Consider the following 17557-nt stretch of genomic DNA (forward strand, 5'->3'; position numbering starts at 1 on the left):
ACTATTTTAAAATATAAAAACCGAAGATTATTAATCTTCGGTTTTTGTTTTATAGCGAGTTGCGCTATTGATCTTGAAGAAAATGGTTTAATAATAATGTATTAGAGTAGGATGATAGCTTTTCGGGATTCAGAAAGAGCATTACACTAACGCAGGACGATTTCCAGAACTTAGAATTGGCGTTACACTAACGCAGGACGATTTCCAGAATTTAGAAAGAGCATTACACTGATGCAGGACAGTTTCCGGAGTTTAGAATGGGCATTACATTGATGCAGGATGGTTTCCAGCAATTAGAATTGGCGTTACACTGATGCAGGACGGTTTCCAACATTTAGAATTGGCGTTACACTAATGCAGGACGATTTCCGGAGTTTAGAATTGGCGTTACACTAACGCAGGACGATTTCCAGAATTTAGAATGGGCGTTACACTAACGCAGGACGGTTTCCAGAACTTAGAATGAGCGTTACACTAGCGCAGGACGGTTTTCAGAGTTTAGAATGGGCGTTACACTAACGCAGGACGGTTTCCGGAACTTAGAATGAGCATTACATTAATGCAGGACGGTTTTCAGATTTTTTTTTCGAAGAATTTTAATTTCTTTGTGAGTAGTTGTGTGGAATTGAGGTTAGTTTAGCAAGTTAATTTATACAGATAATTAATTTTATACTGTGTTGATAATAGCTTTTATTTATTTTTCCACGCTGTCATTAATTTAAGCATAAGGTTTTTATCAATAAAGTTTTCAATATTTCGTTCTTTATAAATATGATTAAAATTTTTCGATATTAGAGTAGCTTGTTTATTTATAAATTCATTAGCGTTTTCCCTAAATTTTAATACTTCTTTTGAATTTAATTCTAATACTAAATTTTCTTGAGAAAAACCTGACTCATAATAATAACTGATAAAAATTTTATTTTCTAATACTGATTCATAAACAGTACTATGAAAATCTTTAAAAGAAATTATTTTTAGGTCATTAGGAATGTTCTTGTTTTTTTTGATTGGTTTTGTAGATAAAGAATCTTTAGGGAAAACATGATTGATTTTCTTTTTCTCTTGGCTTATAGATACATTAATTTTATGTTCTTTTTCTATATTATTTTCTTTCGTAATAGAAGTAAGGTACTCATTGAAATCACCTTTAAAATTTTTCCAATAACTTTCTTCTATTAATTTGTTTCCAGGTAATTTCTCTAACATACTTTCTCTTAAATCAATTCCCCTAATAAGTCCTAAGTTATTTGAAGAAGCGATTTCAATTAGTTTAATGATTTTTTTAAAATAATTATAATCGTCTTCATCATAAGGAGGCTTAGAGAATAAGTCTTCTTTACAATTGAAAAGTATGTTTGTATCTTCTATGTTAATCCAATTACCAACTCCTGTATTGTCTGCACAAAAAAAAGTATTAAAATTTTCTAAATTATCTAGTATTTCATTAGCAATAGTGTTTTTTTTAGGGGCTAATACAGAGTTCAATCCACGTTTACCTGTATAAATATGTGGATGAAAATCTGCACAATATTTAAAAATAGAATACTCAAAAAACATATTGAATGTATAATAATATTCATTATCGTTTAGATATTTTCTTTGTTCTTCCCAAGGTTTTATGTTGTTATATATTTTATGAATTTTAAAAATTGAATCAAATTGATTTGATATTCTTATAATTTTAGATATTGATTCGTTGGTTAATTTTTTTAAGTCATAATCTGATAAATCATTAATTCCTCCAATCCTTGATAATTTAAGAAAATCTATATAATCATTTTTTAAAGAGCCTTTCTCTCCACGTAAAGTAGGAATTATATCATTATAGAATTTACTAACGTCAAATAAATGTACCGTATTCCAACTACCCATTTTTATTAATTATTATCAAACGGTTAAACTGTCAGTTATTAGGGATAAATATATTTTAATTTTATATCTAGAACTATCATTGGTAAATTCCATTGGATTTGGGATTATAGGAATAGAAGGAAGAACTAATAGTTTACTCTTCCTCTTCCTGAGCACGTTCAATAATTTTTTCAGGTAATGCTTTTTTAGTTTTAGCCCCCATTTTTTTTAGCTTTTCTACACTGGTTATTAAGTTGCCTCTTCCTTCTACCAGTTTATTCATGGCGGCAGAATAATCTAGTTTGGTAGCGTCTATTTTTTTACCAATGTTTATTAAGTCTTTTAGCAAGCCATCAAATTTATCGTATAAAGCACCTGCCTGACGTGCAATTTCCAGCGCATTACGCTGTTGTTTTTCATTATTCCACATCGTATCAATAGTACGAAGGGTAGCTAACAGCGTAGTAGGAGTTACAATTACTATATTCTTTTCAAAAGCTTTGTTATAAAGTGTATTATCTTCATTAAGGGCTACGGCAAAAGCAGGTTCTATAGGAACAAACAACAATACAAAATCAGGAGATTCAATTTTATAAATATCTTCATATCTCTTTTCAGATAATTGCTCTACATGACGTTTTAAAGAATTTACATGCTCCTTTACAAAACGTTCTTTTTCAAAATCATCTTCTGTATTAATATATTGTTCATAGGCAGTTAATGATACTTTGGCATCAACAATCATTTTTTTATTATCCGGTAAATGGATAACCACATCAGGCATAATTCGCTTACCTTCTTCATTGGTAAAAGACTGCTGTACAAAGTATTCTCGGTCTTTTTCTAAACCCGATTTTTCCAACACTCTTTCTAACACTAATTCACCCCAGTTTCCTTGCGTTTTACTATCACCTTTTAAGGCTTTGGTTAAGTTAATAGTTTCTTTACTCATTTGAGCATTCAACTCTTTTAAGCCGGATAACTGCTCTTTTAAAGCCGAATGCATAGAAATACTTTCCTTTTGAGTATCTTCTACTTTTTTCTCAAAAGTCTGAATTTTTTCTTGTAACGGAGAAAGGATATTTTTTATGTTTTCTTTGTTTTGCTCTGTAAATTTAGTAGACTTTTCATCAAGAATTTTGTTGGCTAAATTTTCAAATTCCTTAGTAAACTTATCTTGTAACTTTTCTACTTCCTCTTTATTCTCGTTTAGTTTAATTTGTAAGTTTTTTAGCTCTTCATTTTTCTTAGCCAATTCAATAGCAGAAAACTCTTTTTCTCTACGTAGCTCACTATTTTCTTTAACTTGCTCGTTTAAACGCTGAATAAAATCCTCTTTTTGTTGTACAAAACTTTGTTCTTTTTCCTGCTTCAACGTTTCTAAGTTATGAATAGTTGCTGTTAGAGAGTTGTTCTCTTTTTCAAGTTCACCGGTTGCTTTTTTTAGCGCCAGTTTACCTAATAAATTACCAATAACAATACCTAATAGTAGTCCGGATATTACAGCAATAAGTATGAATAGCGTAGTGTTCATTTAAACTAAAAAAATTAATTAAGTAAGCAAATATAGGGCAAGATATCATAAAAATGTTTGTATTTATTACTGAAAACCGTATCATTGAGGTTTATTTTATTAAGAAATGATATCTAAGTTTATTTATACCAAAATTTTAGGCTGGAAAATAGTAGGGGAGTTTCCGCATGAACTAAAGAAATATGTTGTTATTGGCGCTCCGCATACAAGTTGGAAAGACTTTCCTATTGCCATTTTAGCCCGAAATACATGGGGAGTAAAGATTAACTTTATAGGAAAAAAGTCATTGTTTAAGCCACCGTTCGGGTTTATTTTCAGATGGTTGGGAGGAGCTCCGGTTGATAGGAGCAAGAGCAATAATTTGGTTCAGTCTATAGTTGATATTTTTGATGAAAAGGAAGAGTTTAGACTGGCGTTATCACCTGAAGGAACAAGAAAAAAAGTTGAGCAATGGAAAACGGGTTTTTATTTCATAGCTAAAGGGGCAGGAGTGCCTATTATAATGTTTACACTTGATTTTGGCAGAAAGCAGGTAGCTATTTCTGATCCTTATTATCCCACAGATGATATGGAGAAAGATTTTAAAGTTTTTCATGATTTTTATAAGGATGTTAAAGGTGCCAATCCGGAATTATTTTAGTTAATGTATTAATAAGTTGTAGTAAGTAATACAGATTGTGATAGCGTATGAAAAGTAAATGGTACATTTTTATATTAACAACATTGTTTTTTTGGGGATGTCATTCAAAACAAGAAGTTGTTGAGATTCCTAACCAACCATTTTTTGTGGTATTAGGAGTGGCACAAGATGCTGGATACCCGCAAATAGCCTGTACAAAACAATGCTGTACTGCTACGTATAAAAATCCAACATTAAAACGTATGGTGAGTTGTATAGGGTTAGTAGATCCTATTAATAATGAAAGTTGGATGTTTGATGCAACTCCTGATTTTACTAAACAGGCGAAATTATTAACCAATTATGTAAAAGAAAAAGAAGTACCTGACGGTATTTTTTTAACCCATGGACATATAGGGCATTATACCGGGATTATGTATTTAGGTAGAGAGGCAATGAGTGCTGCAAAAGTACCGGTATATGCTATGCCTAGAATGAGAGAGTATTTAACAAATAACGGACCTTGGAGTCAGCTGGTAAGTACAAAAAATATAGCGTTACAACCTATACAAAATGATACTACTCTGATGCTTAATCAACGCATTGCAGTTACTCCGTTACAAGTACCTCACAGAGATGAGTATACAGAAACAGTAGGCTATATGATTCATTATGGCAAGAAAAAAGCATTGTTTATACCGGATATTGATAAGTGGCAGAAATGGGAGAGAAGCATTGTTGAGTATATTAAAGAGGTGGACATTGCTTTTTTAGATGCTACTTTTTTTAAGAACGGAGAGATCAATCGAGATATGTCTGAAGTTCCGCATCCTTTTGTAGAAGAAAGTATGCAATTATTTGAAAACTTAACTCCGGAAGATAAAAAGAAAATTTACTTTATTCATTTTAATCATACCAATCCTTTATTAGAAGAAGGGAGTGAAGCGCAAAAGCAGGTGCAGGCTAAAGGGTTTAGAATAGCGAAAGAAAAATCAGTGATTCCTTTTTAAAAAGAAAACCCCGAGGTTAGGGGAACCCTCGAGATTTTCACATATAATTATATATAATGGAAACAATTAAATTTTAAAACTTGTAGTTCACAGATAAGTTAAATAATGTTCCTAACTGACTAAAATGATAACCATCATAAGTCATTTGAGAATATCTTTGGTTAAATGTGATTAAATTTGATTGAATTTTTACTTGTGCAGGATCATTTAAAATTGATTGACCGGCAGCATTTTCTGCTTTAAAACTCCACTCAGGTAGTACATTTAAAATGTTATTTACATTAAAAGCTACTGTCCAATTACTATCAACATTATAGTTAATACCTAAATCGGTAACAATTTTAGGGGTAAATTCGGTTCTTAGATTAGCGTCTAAACCTTGTTGCTTGAAGATAGTTTTTCCGAAATATGTATTGTTTAGAGAAAAACCGAATTTACCGATATCATAAGTAGTTCCTAAAATCCATTTTGTTTTGGGTCTTGAAGTAAAGAATAAAGCTTCTTGAGTAGCGTTTACAACTGATTGACCAGAGTTTGCGGCAAATGCCGGATTTTTTACAGCACCGTCTCTTTCATTTTGTATAGTATAGTTACCAGATAAATTAAATCCTAACTTACCGGTAGCTAAAGCAAGATTATTATAGCTAACTACAACATCTAAACCAGATGTTTTAGTATCAATAGCATTTACAAAGAAACTAACATCTGATAAACCGGCAAAAGCAGGTGTACTAGGAGGTGTTAATTCTGTACTTAATACAATTCTGTCGTTAACAGCAATATTATAATAATCAATGGTGAAAGAGAAGTTTTTAAATGGTTTTCCGCCAATACCAACAGTAAAGTTTGTAGATTCTTCTGCTTTTAATTTAGGAATTCCTAATAAACGTGCCTGAGGAGAAACATTATTTACCAAACCACCTACTTGGATTCCTTTACCCGGTACAAAACTATACTGTGCTTTTTGCGTATAAATTTGGTGTAATGTAGGCGCTCTGAAACCTGTAGAAACAGATCCTCTTAAAGTATACTTATCGTCAGCAAATTTATAACGTGTACTAGCTTTCCAAACAAAAGTGCTACCAAAGTCTGAGTAGTTTTCAACTCTGGCTGTTCCACTTAATAAAAAGTCTTTAGTAATATCCCAATCTAAACTGGCATATCCACCTAAGTTATAGCGATTAAAATTACCTGAGTTTTCAGGTCTGTTTCCGGCAAAAGAATCGGCACCACCACCGTCATAAGAAGCTAGATCACCAGCTATCACTTCGAAGTTTTCTGTTCTAAACTCAGCTCCAACAGCAACAGCTACTTTTTCTGATAAAACTCTTGAAATATCAATGTTTCCTACAATATGATTAAACGCTGTTCCTCCCGGATCAAAACTAATTGGACTGTTTTCTCTGTATAGTTGAGAGCTTTCAGACATTTCTCCCGGATCAACAACTCCGTTATTATTTGTGTCTGTCCAAGTAGCAGGTGATAATACTACATTTCTGTTATGCGAGTTATTTACAGAATAGGTTTGTTTGTTACCTCCAAAAGTTGCACTGGCATCAATATTCCAATCATTTATTTTAGACTTAAACCCTAGTGTAGCATTGTAATCATTTAAATCACCTTCAAAAGTTGGAACATATCCGTCATAACCACCTGGATTGGTTGGGTTATTTCCGGGGAAAAAGTTTGCTAAATAAGGATAATCAGTAATAGTTCTCCAGTACGGAGTTCTGTAGTTAGCAAAACTATTTACTTTTTTATAGATGTATGCAGCATTAAAATAAAGCTCATTGTTGTTTTTTAAATCAATACCACCATTCACTAAAAACTTAGCAGCAGTAGTTTCAGGTGAACCATTGATATTTCCTGCGTCGGGTCTTCTAGATAAAAACTCTCTTACATCGTTAATATCAGCGCCAAAATCTGCAGCTTCACCTTCAGCATCTACAGTTCCCGGTCTATTAGCTAACGCAGTTTTAGAGAAGTCTAAAGTATAGTTAAGAAAACCTTTTCCTTCACCTAATTTATTTCCGTTATTAATACTTACGCCAAGCATTTCACCATCACCTTCACCGGTAATTCCAGATCTAAAGGTGGCAGAACCATTTTTATAATCATCTTTTAAAATAATGTTCATTACTCCGGCAATAGCATCAGAACCATACTGAGCAGAGGCACCGTCACGTAAAATTTGAATGGTTTTAATTGCATCTGTAGGTATTCCTGAGATATCGGCTCCGGTTTCACCTCTACCCGGAGAGGTTTGGGTATATAATAATGAACTTAAATTTTTACGTTTACCATTAATAAGAATTAAAGTTCTACTAGGTCCCATGTTTCGTATTTCGTATGGATCTAATAAAGAAGTAGCATCATTTACAGGTGTGTTTACCGTATTGAATGACGGAATTTTATACTGTAATGCTTTATCAAAAGTAGTTTGTCCGGTGGCTTGTAACTCTTTTGCTTCAACGATATCTACCGGTAACGGGCTTGAAGTATTACTTCTGGCAGGAGTTCTACTACCTGTTACCACTACTTCTTCAAGTTGAAGTCCTTCTTTTAAAGTAATATTGAATATTTTTCTTCCGTCTACAGAAATTTCTTGAGTTTCAAATCCTGAAAAACTTACAATAAGTATAGCGCCTTCTTGAACGGTTAATTGAAATTTTCCGTCAAAATCTGAGGTGGTACCGTTTTGAGTTCCTTTTTCAAGAACATTTGCTCCTGGTAAGGGCTCGTTGTTAACATCTTTTACGGTACCGGAAATTTGCATTTGTGCCCACGTAAGACTACTAAATGCAACGGTTAAAAGCAAGGTTAAGAGTTTCTTCATGAATAAAATTTTAGTTAATAATTTTAGAATATGTTTATTGAGTTTTTAGTCAATTAACAATTCTGATATATTATTACTAAGTAGAGTTTGTTTTTTTTATACTCTTTTATTTTTGAAAAAGTTAAAATTTTGCTAAAAATTTAGTGTAGTAGAACGATCCGTTAGCTCCCATTTGCACAGCATCCCATAATCCTCCGCTATCTGTATTTCTAGCTTGTTCAGTAGGATAGGTGTTGAATAAATTGTTAACTCCGACTTGTATAGAAAAATGATTGGAAATCTCATAAGAGAAGTGAGTATCTAAAGTATATTTAGATTTGTAAGAATCTATAGAAGCCTGTAATCTGTCTTGGCTTGAATTGTTAAATTCACTAAGCGGTTTATAGATTTGCCAATCAATAAGATCAACATCACTATATTTTGTAAGTGTATTACTTAAAGAAAAATGATTGTTGCTGTAAACAGCATTTAAAATAAGTTTATACTTTGGTGCCGAAGCTCTTAAGAAATATTGTTCTCTTGTACCAAAGAAAATTTCAGAATCTAACCCTTTGTGGTTAATTTCAGTAATCTCCATTTTGTTAAGATTACCGGTAAAATTAAGGAGTAGTTTAGAGCTTGAAAACTTTTTACACCAGTTAAATCTAAAATCCAGTCCGTAAGTTGAGGTATTTACTCCGTTGGCAAAAAACTGTACATTTTGAACGTTTGAATTTAAACTTGAAGCGTCAAAATTACCGCTTAGAATAATTCGATCTTTAATAAAAATATAGTAGGAGTCTAATGAAAACTGAAAATTATGACTGAACTTATGATTGATACCTAAACTGTAATTTATGGCTTTTTCTTCTCGAAGCCTCTCAATACCAAATTTTTGGGTTATTGGATTGTTATTAGCAATTAAAAAAGATTCTACCGGTTGGTTATCTATGTAATTGGTGAACTTTAAATTATAGTAAATCTGAGCAAGTGAAGGTGCTCTAAAACCTGTACTAAAAGAAACTCTTAAGTTAGTTTTTGGAGTTACTTTAAATCGTGAAGCAATTTTTGTATTCAATGTACTACCAAAATCACTATAGTTTTCATAGCGAAAAGCTGTGGCTAATAACCATTTTTTTGAGAAATCAATTTCACTATCAAAATATAAACTAACACTGGTTCTGGTTCTGTCTACCTTATTTAACGGAGAATATCCGGGGAACCCTTGCGAACCACCGGGTCTTATTTTTCCGTTGTGCGTTGGAATTAAGTTTGAAGGTGTAGAGTTAGTAACTATGTTTCCATTATTGTCATACGATTCATAAGAGCCCTGTTCTCCGGCAAAAATTTTATAATTTTCTATTCTGTTTTCTAAGCCTGCTGCAATGTTTAAACCTTTTAAAAAGTTAGGAAAATGTTTTGAAACATCAATGTTTGTTGCGTTTTGAGCTAAGCTATGTCCGCCGGCATCAAATTCATTAGGCGATTTTTCTAAAAGTGTAGCATTTAGCGTTTCTTTTATATAATAATGAAAATAGTTTTTACCGTAGGTATTGCTAAAATCAATATTCCAATTCTTTAATTTTCCTTTTAAGCCTAATGTGAGTGATTTGTCTGATATATTAGAGGTTATTAGCGGATTAAATCCGTTAGGATATATGTCTTTTACATTTCGTTCACTGCCAGGTGTTCTTGTAAAGGCATAGGCTTTGGTGTTTTTATAGTTATAACCTCCGTTTGTGTAAGCTTTAATCGTGGAAGATATAGGTATTTCAGCATTTACAAATAAACTATGAGAGGTAACAGCAGCATCTCCATAGTTTTCGCGTATGTTAGTACCTTGCCTAAAGGTGTGACCTTTGCTGAGAAATTCAGCAGAAAGATTAACAAAACCATTTTCATTTATGGCTGTCCCGTAATTGATAGCCGCTTTATAAGTTATTCCATCTACGCCTTTTCTGTTTTCATTTGTATTATTGTTGGCGTTATAAAAACCAAAGGTTGAATTTACATTGGTTTCATCGGTAGCATCATTTAAAACAATATTAATAACTCCGGCAATAGCATCAGAACCATATTGAGCAGAAGCACCATCTTTAAGTACCTCAATTCGTTTAATAGCAGAGGCGGGAATAGCATTTAAATCGGTTCCGGAATTACCTCTTCCACGAGTACCATATAAATTTATTAAAGAAGCTTGGTGTCTTCTTTTTCCGTTAATTAAAACTAATGTTTGATCAGGTCCTAAACCTCTGTAAGTTGCCGGAATAATATGATCTGAACCATCAGAACCGGATTGTTTGGTAGCGTTAAATGAAGGAATTTCATTTTGAATGAATTGATTTACTTCTAAAAACTCACTGTTTTTTTCGATGTCTTTTATTTCAATAACATCGGTAGATACCGGAGAATCCGCTTTTCGTCTGTTGTTATTTCTTGAACCTACTATGAGTACTTCGTCTAGTTCAAGTCCGGATTTAAGAAAAATGTTTACAAATTGACTCTTTGGCTGAATTATCTGTGAAGAGTACCCAATATGAGTAATTGTTATAGAATTATTGGTTGTTAATTTTAATTCAAAAGTACCGTCATTTTGAGTAATGGTTCCGTTTTGTGTATTATTTTCTATAATGTTTGCCTTTTGAACGGGTTTGTTGTATTGATCAAGCACAATACCGCGAAGAATGTATCCGTTTTGGAAATTTTTTATGATACTGTCGTTTCTAAGTGTATGAAACGTTTCGGAACTTTCATTTATAGAGGTGTCGTTTGTTTTCTTTAGATAATATAGAACATAGTAGTTGTTCCCTAGATATTCAATATTATATGGAGTGCTTTTTTTTAGTAGGTTTATAGATTGGTTGAGCGTTAAATTTTCAAAAGGAACAATATCAATCTGCTGATGTTTAATGGTAATAGGATTATAAGTAAAGAAAATATGATGTTTGTTGCTTATAATACTTAAAGCTTCAGAAAGTGAAATGTATTTTTTGTGTTGTGAATGTAAACTTAGAGAATATAAAAAGAATACAACAAAACAGTAAAATAGTGAAATTGTATTCTTTTGCGTCATTAAAAAAGAGAATTAATTAGTTTTTATAAACTACTAATTTAGTATTTTCTTTTTTAATATTAATATTTGTTGATTTTCTAATAGCGTTTAAACAAATGTCTAAATTTGTTGTAGGTACAATTCCTGTAATTAAAATTTCTTTAGCTTCCGGATGTTTATACTCAAAAGTAACACCATAAGTGTCAGATACTTTGTTTAAAGCTTCTTCAAGAGTAAAGTTGTTAAAAATAAGCTTTCCGTTTTTCCATGAAACATGTTCTTCATTTGAAGCTAAATTTTTATCAATAAGTATTTTTTTATCTAAAGAAGAATATTCTATATAATTTCCCGGAGCCATTTTTTTAGAAGTTCCGTTGTTTAAGGTTAACCATATATTACCTTCTTCTAAATAAACTTTGGTTTTTTGCCTTTGTGTGTTTACATTAAATTGGGTACCGTAAACCTCCACAACTAAATCATTTGTATTTACCCAAAATTTAGCATTGGTCGTTTCTTTTTTATTAACCTTAAAATAGGCTTCTCCTTTCAACCAAACTTTTCTAACATCATTTTTATTATATGAAATACTAGAGTTTGAGTTTAAGGTAACTAACGTACCGTCTTTTAATTTTAATTCTAAAATTTCACCATAGGCGGTTTTGTGAGTTACACGAGTAAGGTTAAAATAACCTATAAAACTTAATGAAATAAGAAGTAAAATACTGGCAGCTATACCTAGTTTTTGATATAAATGCTTGTTTTTACGTGAAGTCTTTTTGATTTGTTTGTCTTGAATTGCTTTTAACTTGGTTTCAAGTTTATCCCATTCAAACTCAATTTTTTCTTCCGTAACAGTATCTTTTTTAAAATTAATGCCTAGCAATATATCACGAGCTTCATATGCAATATCTCGTTTCATGGGATTATTTTTTAACCAAAAATCCCAAAAAGAAACATCTGATAACTGACTGTTAAAAGCCCAGTTTTTAAATGATGCATCATTTAAAAAATCGTGAATTGTATTATATGTTTTTTTAGTCATTAAAAATCAATACTAAGGGGTACTATTGACATAAGTATAATTTTTATTAAATATACTCCTTTTAAGGTTACAAATTTATGAATTTAATAATTGTAAAATTGCCATTTCTTCTCTTAAATTTTTAATGGCTTTATGTAGTGTATTTATAACGCTTTGGTAGTTGATATCCATAGTTTCTGCAATTTCACTTGCTTTTAAATTGCAATGGAATTTTAAATAAATAACTTCTTTTTGGCGTTTAGGTAGTTGGTTGATTAGATTAGCAAGATTTTTGTTTCTGAAGGTAGTTGATTCTTGGTTGGTAATAAACTCTTCCGGGGTAAAGTTAATATCAACAATGTTTGTGTCAATATTTCTTACCATTGAATATTTTTGAGTTTTATTTAATTTTTTTATAATGAATCTTCGAAAAGAAGAAAATAAATAAGGAGCTATTGAGTCTAAATCACTTAAATTTTCTTTATGCTCATAAATATAGACAAAGAAATCCTGTAAAGAATCTTCTGTTAAAATTGCATTATTAGAAATTTTTAAGCCATAACTGTAGAGAGAAGGGTAGAACTTTTTAAAAAGAATAGAGAATGCTTTTAAATCCCCTTCTTTTAAAGACTTCCACAATATTTCATCAGATAAGCTACTCATTAAATGTTAGTTAGTTTACGTAAAATTAATAAAAAAATAATAAACTCATAAAAAACTGTTAAAATTCTTTAATATACTAAAATTATGATACTGTAAAAAATGAAGTAATGTACTATATTTGCCAACGCAAAATATCAATAATAAAGTATAATGAAAGCCGGAATTGTAGGATTACCAAATGTAGGAAAGTCAACCTTGTTTAATTGTTTATCAAATGCTAAAGCACAAAGTGCTAACTTTCCATTTTGTACCATAGAACCTAATTTAGGTGTTGTAAACGTACCAGATACTCGATTACAAAAATTAGAAGAGTTGGTAAATCCGGAAAGAGTATTACCAGCCACAGTTGAAATTGTTGATATTGCAGGATTGGTTAAAGGAGCAAGTAAAGGAGAAGGTTTAGGAAATCAGTTTTTGGCTAATATTCGTGAAACAGATGCTATTTTACACGTATTACGTTGTTTTGAAAACGATAATATTGTGCATGTCGATGGTTCTGTAGACCCGATTAGAGATAAAGAAACTATTGATATTGAACTTCAACTTAAAGATTTAGAAGCTGTTGAAAAGCGTCTTGATAAAGTAAAAAGAGCAGCAAAAACAGGGAATAAAGAAGCGCAAAAAGAATTAGAAGTACTAGAAAAAATTCAACAGTCGTTATTAGAAGGAAAATCTATCAGAACTATTGAGTTTACAGATAAAGAAGATGAATTAGTAAAAACCATGCAATTTATTACAGCTAAGCCTGTATTATATGTGTGTAATGTTGATGAAGCTTCAGCAAAAGAAGGAAATGCTTATGTTGAAAAAGTAAAAGAAGCTGTAAAAGATGAAGAAGCTGAAATTATTGTATTAGCTGTAGCAACTGAAGCAGATATAGCCGAGTTAGAAGATTATGAAGAGCGTCAGATGTTTTTGTCTGATATAGGATTGGAAGAGCCGGGAGTATCACGTTTAATTCGTTCAGCGTACAAACTATTAAATTTACAAACATACTTTACTGCCGGTGTTAAAGAAGTAAGAGCATGGACAGTTCCGGTTGGAGCAACAGCTCCTCAAGCAGCAGGTGTGATTCATACAGATTTTGAAAAAGGATTTATTCGTGCTGAAGTTATTGGGTATAATGACTATGTAACTTACGGGTCTGAGTCAAAAGTAAAAGAGGCAGGAAAAATGAGAGTTGAAGGGAAAGAGTATGTAGTAGCAGACGGTGATGTTATGCACTTTAGATTTAATGTATAGGTAAATCTATAACAATCATAAATTTAGTAAGCAAACTCTATTGAACTGGTTTCGATAGAGTTTTTTTGTACCTTTAAAACAAAAACATTCATGATCCAATTTGACAAAAAAAGTCTTCAGTTTTTAAAAGATTTAAAAGAAAATAATAATAGAGAATGGTTTACTGAGCATAAAAAAGAGTTTACAAAAGCTCAAAATAATGCTAAAGAAGTATACGCTGCTATTAGAGAAAAATTAGAAACGCATGATGAAATAGAGGCATTCAAATTATTTAGAATATACAGAGATGTTCGTTTTAGTAAAGATAAAACACCTTTTCAACCTCATTTTGCAGGTTCTTTTTCAAGAAAAGGAGCACATTTAAGAGGAGGTTATTATTTGAGAATAAGACCTGGAGAAAGTTTTTTAGCCGGCGGTTTTTGGGAACCTAATAAAGAAGATTTATTAAGAATTCGAAAAGAATTTGAGATTGATGATAGCGAGATTAGAGCAATAATTTCTGATAAGAATTTTATAAAGTATTTTGAAGGAAAGCTAGAAGGTGAAGAGTTAAAAACGGCTCCGAAAGGTTTTGAAAAAGAACATCCAGCAATAGACTTAATAAGAAAAAAAGGATTTATAGCCATTCGAAAGTTTACTGATCAAGAAGTGATATCTGATAACTTTTTAGAGGAGGTTGAAGCATCTTATAAAGCATTACGTCCGTTTTTTGATTATATGAGTGATGTGCTAACCACCAATTTAAACGGAGAGAGTATTCTTTAGTTTAAATGCCTATTAACTTCTTTTTTAAGGTATAGATATGTAACTAAAGTAGAAAGAATATCTGCAATAGGAAAAGAAATCCATACACCGTTAATTCCATAAAATTTAGGAAGAAAATACACTAGCGGAATTAAGAAAAAACCTTGTTTTAATAAGGTTAAAAGCAAAGCCGGTAAAGCTTTTCCTGCAGCCTGAAAATATGCAGATCCTATTAATTGGGTGGTGATAACCGGAGTAGCTAAAAAAGTAATTATTAAGGCATTTGGAGTAAGATTAAGTAGCTCCTGATCGTTTGTGAAAATTCTAACTAATTGAGAAGGAAAAAGCATTATTACGATAAAAATTACCGTAGCAATTCCGGTTCCAAATAAAATAGAAGTCTTTATAGTTTCTTTAACTCTTTTTGAATTATTAGCCCCGTAATTGTACCCGGCAATTGGTAAAAAACCTTGAGTTACTCCTAATACAGGAAACAAAGCAAACATCATTATTCTATTGATAATTCCATAAATAGAAATAGAAATTTCACCTCCATAGTAAAATAAACTATGATTTAAAATAATCATTAAAATACTAATTGTACCTTGTCTAATTATTGTAATGCCCCCTAAAGCAATAATTTCTCTTACAATAGAAAAATTGATGATAAAGTATTTAGGTATAATTTTGAGCTCATTTTTTTCTGAAAGAAAAAACCAAATAACAAATAATCCGCTTACCGCATACGAAATAGACGTTGCTAAACCGGCACCAAACATGCCCAATCCTAAAAATTTAATAAAAACAATATCTAAAACTATGTTTGCAATAGCCGGTAAAATTAGGGTAAACATAGCATAATTCGGCTTACCAACGGCTCTAATAACAGGATTTCCCATCATAGCAAAAGCTAAAAAAGGTACGCCCCAAATGATTACCAAAAAATATTCGGTGGCAGGAGCAATTATAGACCCTTTTGCTCCGAAAATTTCTAAAATAGGAAGATGAAAATAAGAACCGAGAAGAATAAATAGTAAAGATAAACTAATGGTTAAACTAATTTGATTTCCAAAGACATTAAAAGCTTTGGTAAAGTTTTGCTTTCCTAAATTTCTGGAAATAATAGAACTTCCTCCAATGCCTATTCCCATACCAATTGAAGAGATAAAAAAAGCTATAGGCATTACCACAGTGATGGCTGCAATGGCTAATACATCTATCCATCTTCCTACAAAGATAGTATCAACTATCATGTTTAAAGACATAACCAAGATACCAATAGAAGCAGGAATAGCTTGTTTTAGTAATAGACTGCTTATGCTATCAGACTCAAATTTATTTGTCAAATTATATTTGTTAATTTATTTGGAGATTCAAATATCAATTGTTTTTTCTTAAAAAATAAAAACAATACGTATTTTAAGTAATAATTAACAACAATGGGTTAAGTTTGCTGTATGAATTTTTTTGAGAAGAAACATATAGTAACGGCCAATGAATTGGACGTATATAATCATGTAAATAATGTAGTATACGTACAGTGGATTCAGGATATTGCAGATGATCATTGGAATGTATTAACAGAAAAAATGGAAGAGCCGGATTACGTGTGGTTTGTTATAAGACATGAGATAGATTATAAAGCTCAGGCAAAATTGAATGATGAAGTTACCATTACAACGTGGGTTGGAAAAACAGAAGGCGTAAAGTCTGTAAGACATGTAGCAATTAAAAAAGGAGAAACCCTTTTAGTAAAATCAGCAACTACCTTTTGTTTAGTAGATAAAAAATCGTTAAAACCCAGAAGAATAACAGAAGATATTATTCAAATACTTCAACCACCTGTTTAACAGAAATGAAATTGTTTAGAAACTGATTTATAATGAGTATAATTAGCATAATAGATATAGTAGGTACATTTGCTTTTGCAATTAGCGGGGCTTTGGTAGCTATAAAAAAAGATTTTGATGTTTTTGGAGTTGTTATAATTGCATTTGTAACCGCAGTAGGAGGAGGAATGTTGAGAGACATACTAATCAATGCGCATCCGATAAACTGGATTGGTGATGTAAATTATATATGGACAATTTTAGGAGCCGTCGTTTTTACTTTTTTATTCAAATCAAAAATAGCTCCCTTACGTAAAACAATGTTTCTGTTTGATACTATTGGTATTAGTGTATTTACCTTGTTAGGATTGCAAAAAGGATTAAGTTATAATTTACATCCGTTTTTAGCATTGGTAATGGGGGTTGTATCAGCTGTTTTCGGAGGTGTAATCAGAGATGTATTAACCAGAAAAGTTCCTTTAATATTTAAAAAAGAAATATATGCTTCAGCGTGTTTATCAGGAGGTGTAATATACTTGGCGTTAGAAAATTTTAATATAAATGAAAACGTTCAATTTATAACTTCAGCCATAGTAATTATAGCAATAAGAACACTTGCTGTGATAAAAAAATATGAATTACCTAAAATAAAAGGAGATATTTTTTCTTTACTGAGTAATCACAAATAGCCAATTTAAAGCTATTTGTGATTATTTATATTTTAAGAAAGCCAACCTTTACTTATACTCTTTTTAGTAAAGAAATAGAGTAAAAAACCAATAATTAAAACCATAATAGGCATTATAATGGCTCCCGGTCCGTATACTTCTATAGATTTACTTATAAAAAGATTGTATATCATTTGAATAATTATTCCTACAAGTGAAACTAAAAAAATAGGCAAGGCAATCTTTTTTCTTAAAAGAAGCAATATACAACCTATAAAACCACCAAAAACAGCTAATGCAAATGCAGCCATAACCCAAGACGGAGTATTGGTAACCATTTCGAGTTGTTCTTCAGTATACATAGCTTTAAAAGCATCAGTTTTATATGCCTGTTGTAGATAGGCATTTACTCCCATAGCATTCCATAGAAGAGCTATAACTCCAAAAATCCAGAAAAAAGTAGAAGGTTTACTAGAATTTGTCATAAAAAATAAGATTTAGTTAGT

At 31.3% G+C, this 17557-nt stretch carries 14 protein-coding genes; 6 read left to right on the top strand and 8 right to left on the bottom strand.

Annotation, left to right across the window (positions count from 1 at the left end; all coding sequences use genetic code 11):
- Positions 1–690 precede the first annotated feature (690 nt).
- The gene (locus tag ACQY1Q_RS10005; RefSeq protein ID WP_431005172.1) at positions 691–1875 is read right to left on the bottom strand and encodes a hypothetical protein; all 1185 of its coding nucleotides are present in this window, start codon (positions 1873–1875) and stop codon (positions 691–693) included.
- Positions 1876–2008: 133 nt separating this feature from the next.
- A complete protein-coding gene (rmuC, locus tag ACQY1Q_RS10010; RefSeq protein ID WP_431005173.1) occupies positions 2009–3388 on the bottom strand; it encodes a DNA recombination protein RmuC in 1380 nt (459 codons plus the stop codon).
- A 106-nt stretch (positions 3389–3494) separates the two neighbouring features.
- Between rmuC and ACQY1Q_RS10015 the strand changes: the two genes are divergently transcribed.
- Together ACQY1Q_RS10015 and ACQY1Q_RS10020 are read left to right on the top strand one after the other, a co-directional pair.
- Positions 3495–4028, top strand: coding sequence for a lysophospholipid acyltransferase family protein (locus ACQY1Q_RS10015; protein ID WP_431005174.1), 534 nt, complete (start codon positions 3495–3497; stop codon positions 4026–4028).
- A gap of 47 nt (positions 4029–4075) precedes the next feature.
- The gene (locus ACQY1Q_RS10020; RefSeq protein WP_431005175.1) at positions 4076–5017 is read left to right on the top strand and encodes an MBL fold metallo-hydrolase; all 942 of its coding nucleotides are present in this window, start codon (positions 4076–4078) and stop codon (positions 5015–5017) included.
- A 73-nt stretch (positions 5018–5090) separates the two neighbouring features.
- On the opposite strand, the gene ACQY1Q_RS10025 is transcribed toward ACQY1Q_RS10020, so the two are convergent.
- The 4 genes from ACQY1Q_RS10025 to ACQY1Q_RS10040 all read right to left on the bottom strand — a co-directional run bounded on the left by ACQY1Q_RS10025 (position 5091) and on the right by ACQY1Q_RS10040 (position 12568).
- Positions 5091–7853 (bottom strand): TonB-dependent receptor, encoded by a 2763-nt coding sequence (locus ACQY1Q_RS10025; protein WP_431005176.1) that lies wholly within the window; start codon positions 7851–7853, stop codon positions 5091–5093.
- A gap of 121 nt (positions 7854–7974) precedes the next feature.
- A complete protein-coding gene (locus tag ACQY1Q_RS10030; RefSeq protein WP_431005177.1) occupies positions 7975–10905 on the bottom strand; it encodes a TonB-dependent receptor in 2931 nt (976 codons plus the stop codon).
- Between the two features lie 16 nt (positions 10906–10921).
- Positions 10922–11926: a FecR family protein gene (locus ACQY1Q_RS10035; protein WP_431005178.1), complete on the bottom strand. Its 1005-nt coding sequence runs from the start codon at positions 11924–11926 to the stop codon at positions 10922–10924.
- A 75-nt stretch (positions 11927–12001) separates the two neighbouring features.
- On the bottom strand, positions 12002–12568 hold the full coding sequence (locus tag ACQY1Q_RS10040) for an RNA polymerase sigma factor (RefSeq protein ID WP_431005179.1): 567 nt from the start codon (positions 12566–12568) through the stop codon (positions 12002–12004).
- Between the two features lie 150 nt (positions 12569–12718).
- Here ACQY1Q_RS10040 and ychF point away from each other — a divergent pair, with 150 nt between their 5' ends.
- Together ychF and ACQY1Q_RS10050 are read left to right on the top strand one after the other, a co-directional pair.
- Entirely contained in the window at positions 12719–13810 is a 1092-nt protein-coding gene (ychF, locus tag ACQY1Q_RS10045) for a redox-regulated ATPase YchF (protein ID WP_431005180.1), read from the top strand.
- A gap of 90 nt (positions 13811–13900) precedes the next feature.
- Positions 13901–14575 (top strand): DUF2461 domain-containing protein, encoded by a 675-nt coding sequence (locus tag ACQY1Q_RS10050; RefSeq protein ID WP_431005181.1) that lies wholly within the window; start codon positions 13901–13903, stop codon positions 14573–14575.
- Here the strand turns inward: ACQY1Q_RS10050 and ACQY1Q_RS10055 are convergent.
- Complete coding sequence (locus ACQY1Q_RS10055) at positions 14572–15900, bottom strand: MATE family efflux transporter (protein WP_431005182.1); 1329 nt, start codon at positions 15898–15900, stop codon at positions 14572–14574. The two genes, ACQY1Q_RS10050 and ACQY1Q_RS10055, sit on opposite strands and share 4 nt — an antisense overlap.
- 111 nt (positions 15901–16011) lie before the next feature.
- Here ACQY1Q_RS10055 and ACQY1Q_RS10060 point away from each other — a divergent pair, with 111 nt between their 5' ends.
- The gene (locus tag ACQY1Q_RS10060) at positions 16012–16404 is read left to right on the top strand and encodes an acyl-CoA thioesterase (RefSeq protein ID WP_431005183.1); all 393 of its coding nucleotides are present in this window, start codon (positions 16012–16014) and stop codon (positions 16402–16404) included.
- 32 nt (positions 16405–16436) lie between these two features.
- Positions 16437–17072, top strand: coding sequence for a trimeric intracellular cation channel family protein (locus tag ACQY1Q_RS10065; RefSeq protein ID WP_431005184.1), 636 nt, complete (start codon positions 16437–16439; stop codon positions 17070–17072).
- A 32-nt stretch (positions 17073–17104) separates the two neighbouring features.
- Here ACQY1Q_RS10065 and ACQY1Q_RS10070 read toward each other — a convergent pair whose 3' ends face one another.
- On the bottom strand, positions 17105–17536 hold the full coding sequence (locus ACQY1Q_RS10070; protein ID WP_431005185.1) for a hypothetical protein: 432 nt from the start codon (positions 17534–17536) through the stop codon (positions 17105–17107).
- Positions 17537–17557 lie beyond the last annotated feature (21 nt).

Origin of the sequence: Tenacibaculum sp. TC6 (assembly GCF_050606265.1) — a bacterium.
In the GTDB taxonomy this organism is placed as follows: Bacteria; Bacteroidota; Bacteroidia; order Flavobacteriales; family Flavobacteriaceae; genus Polaribacter.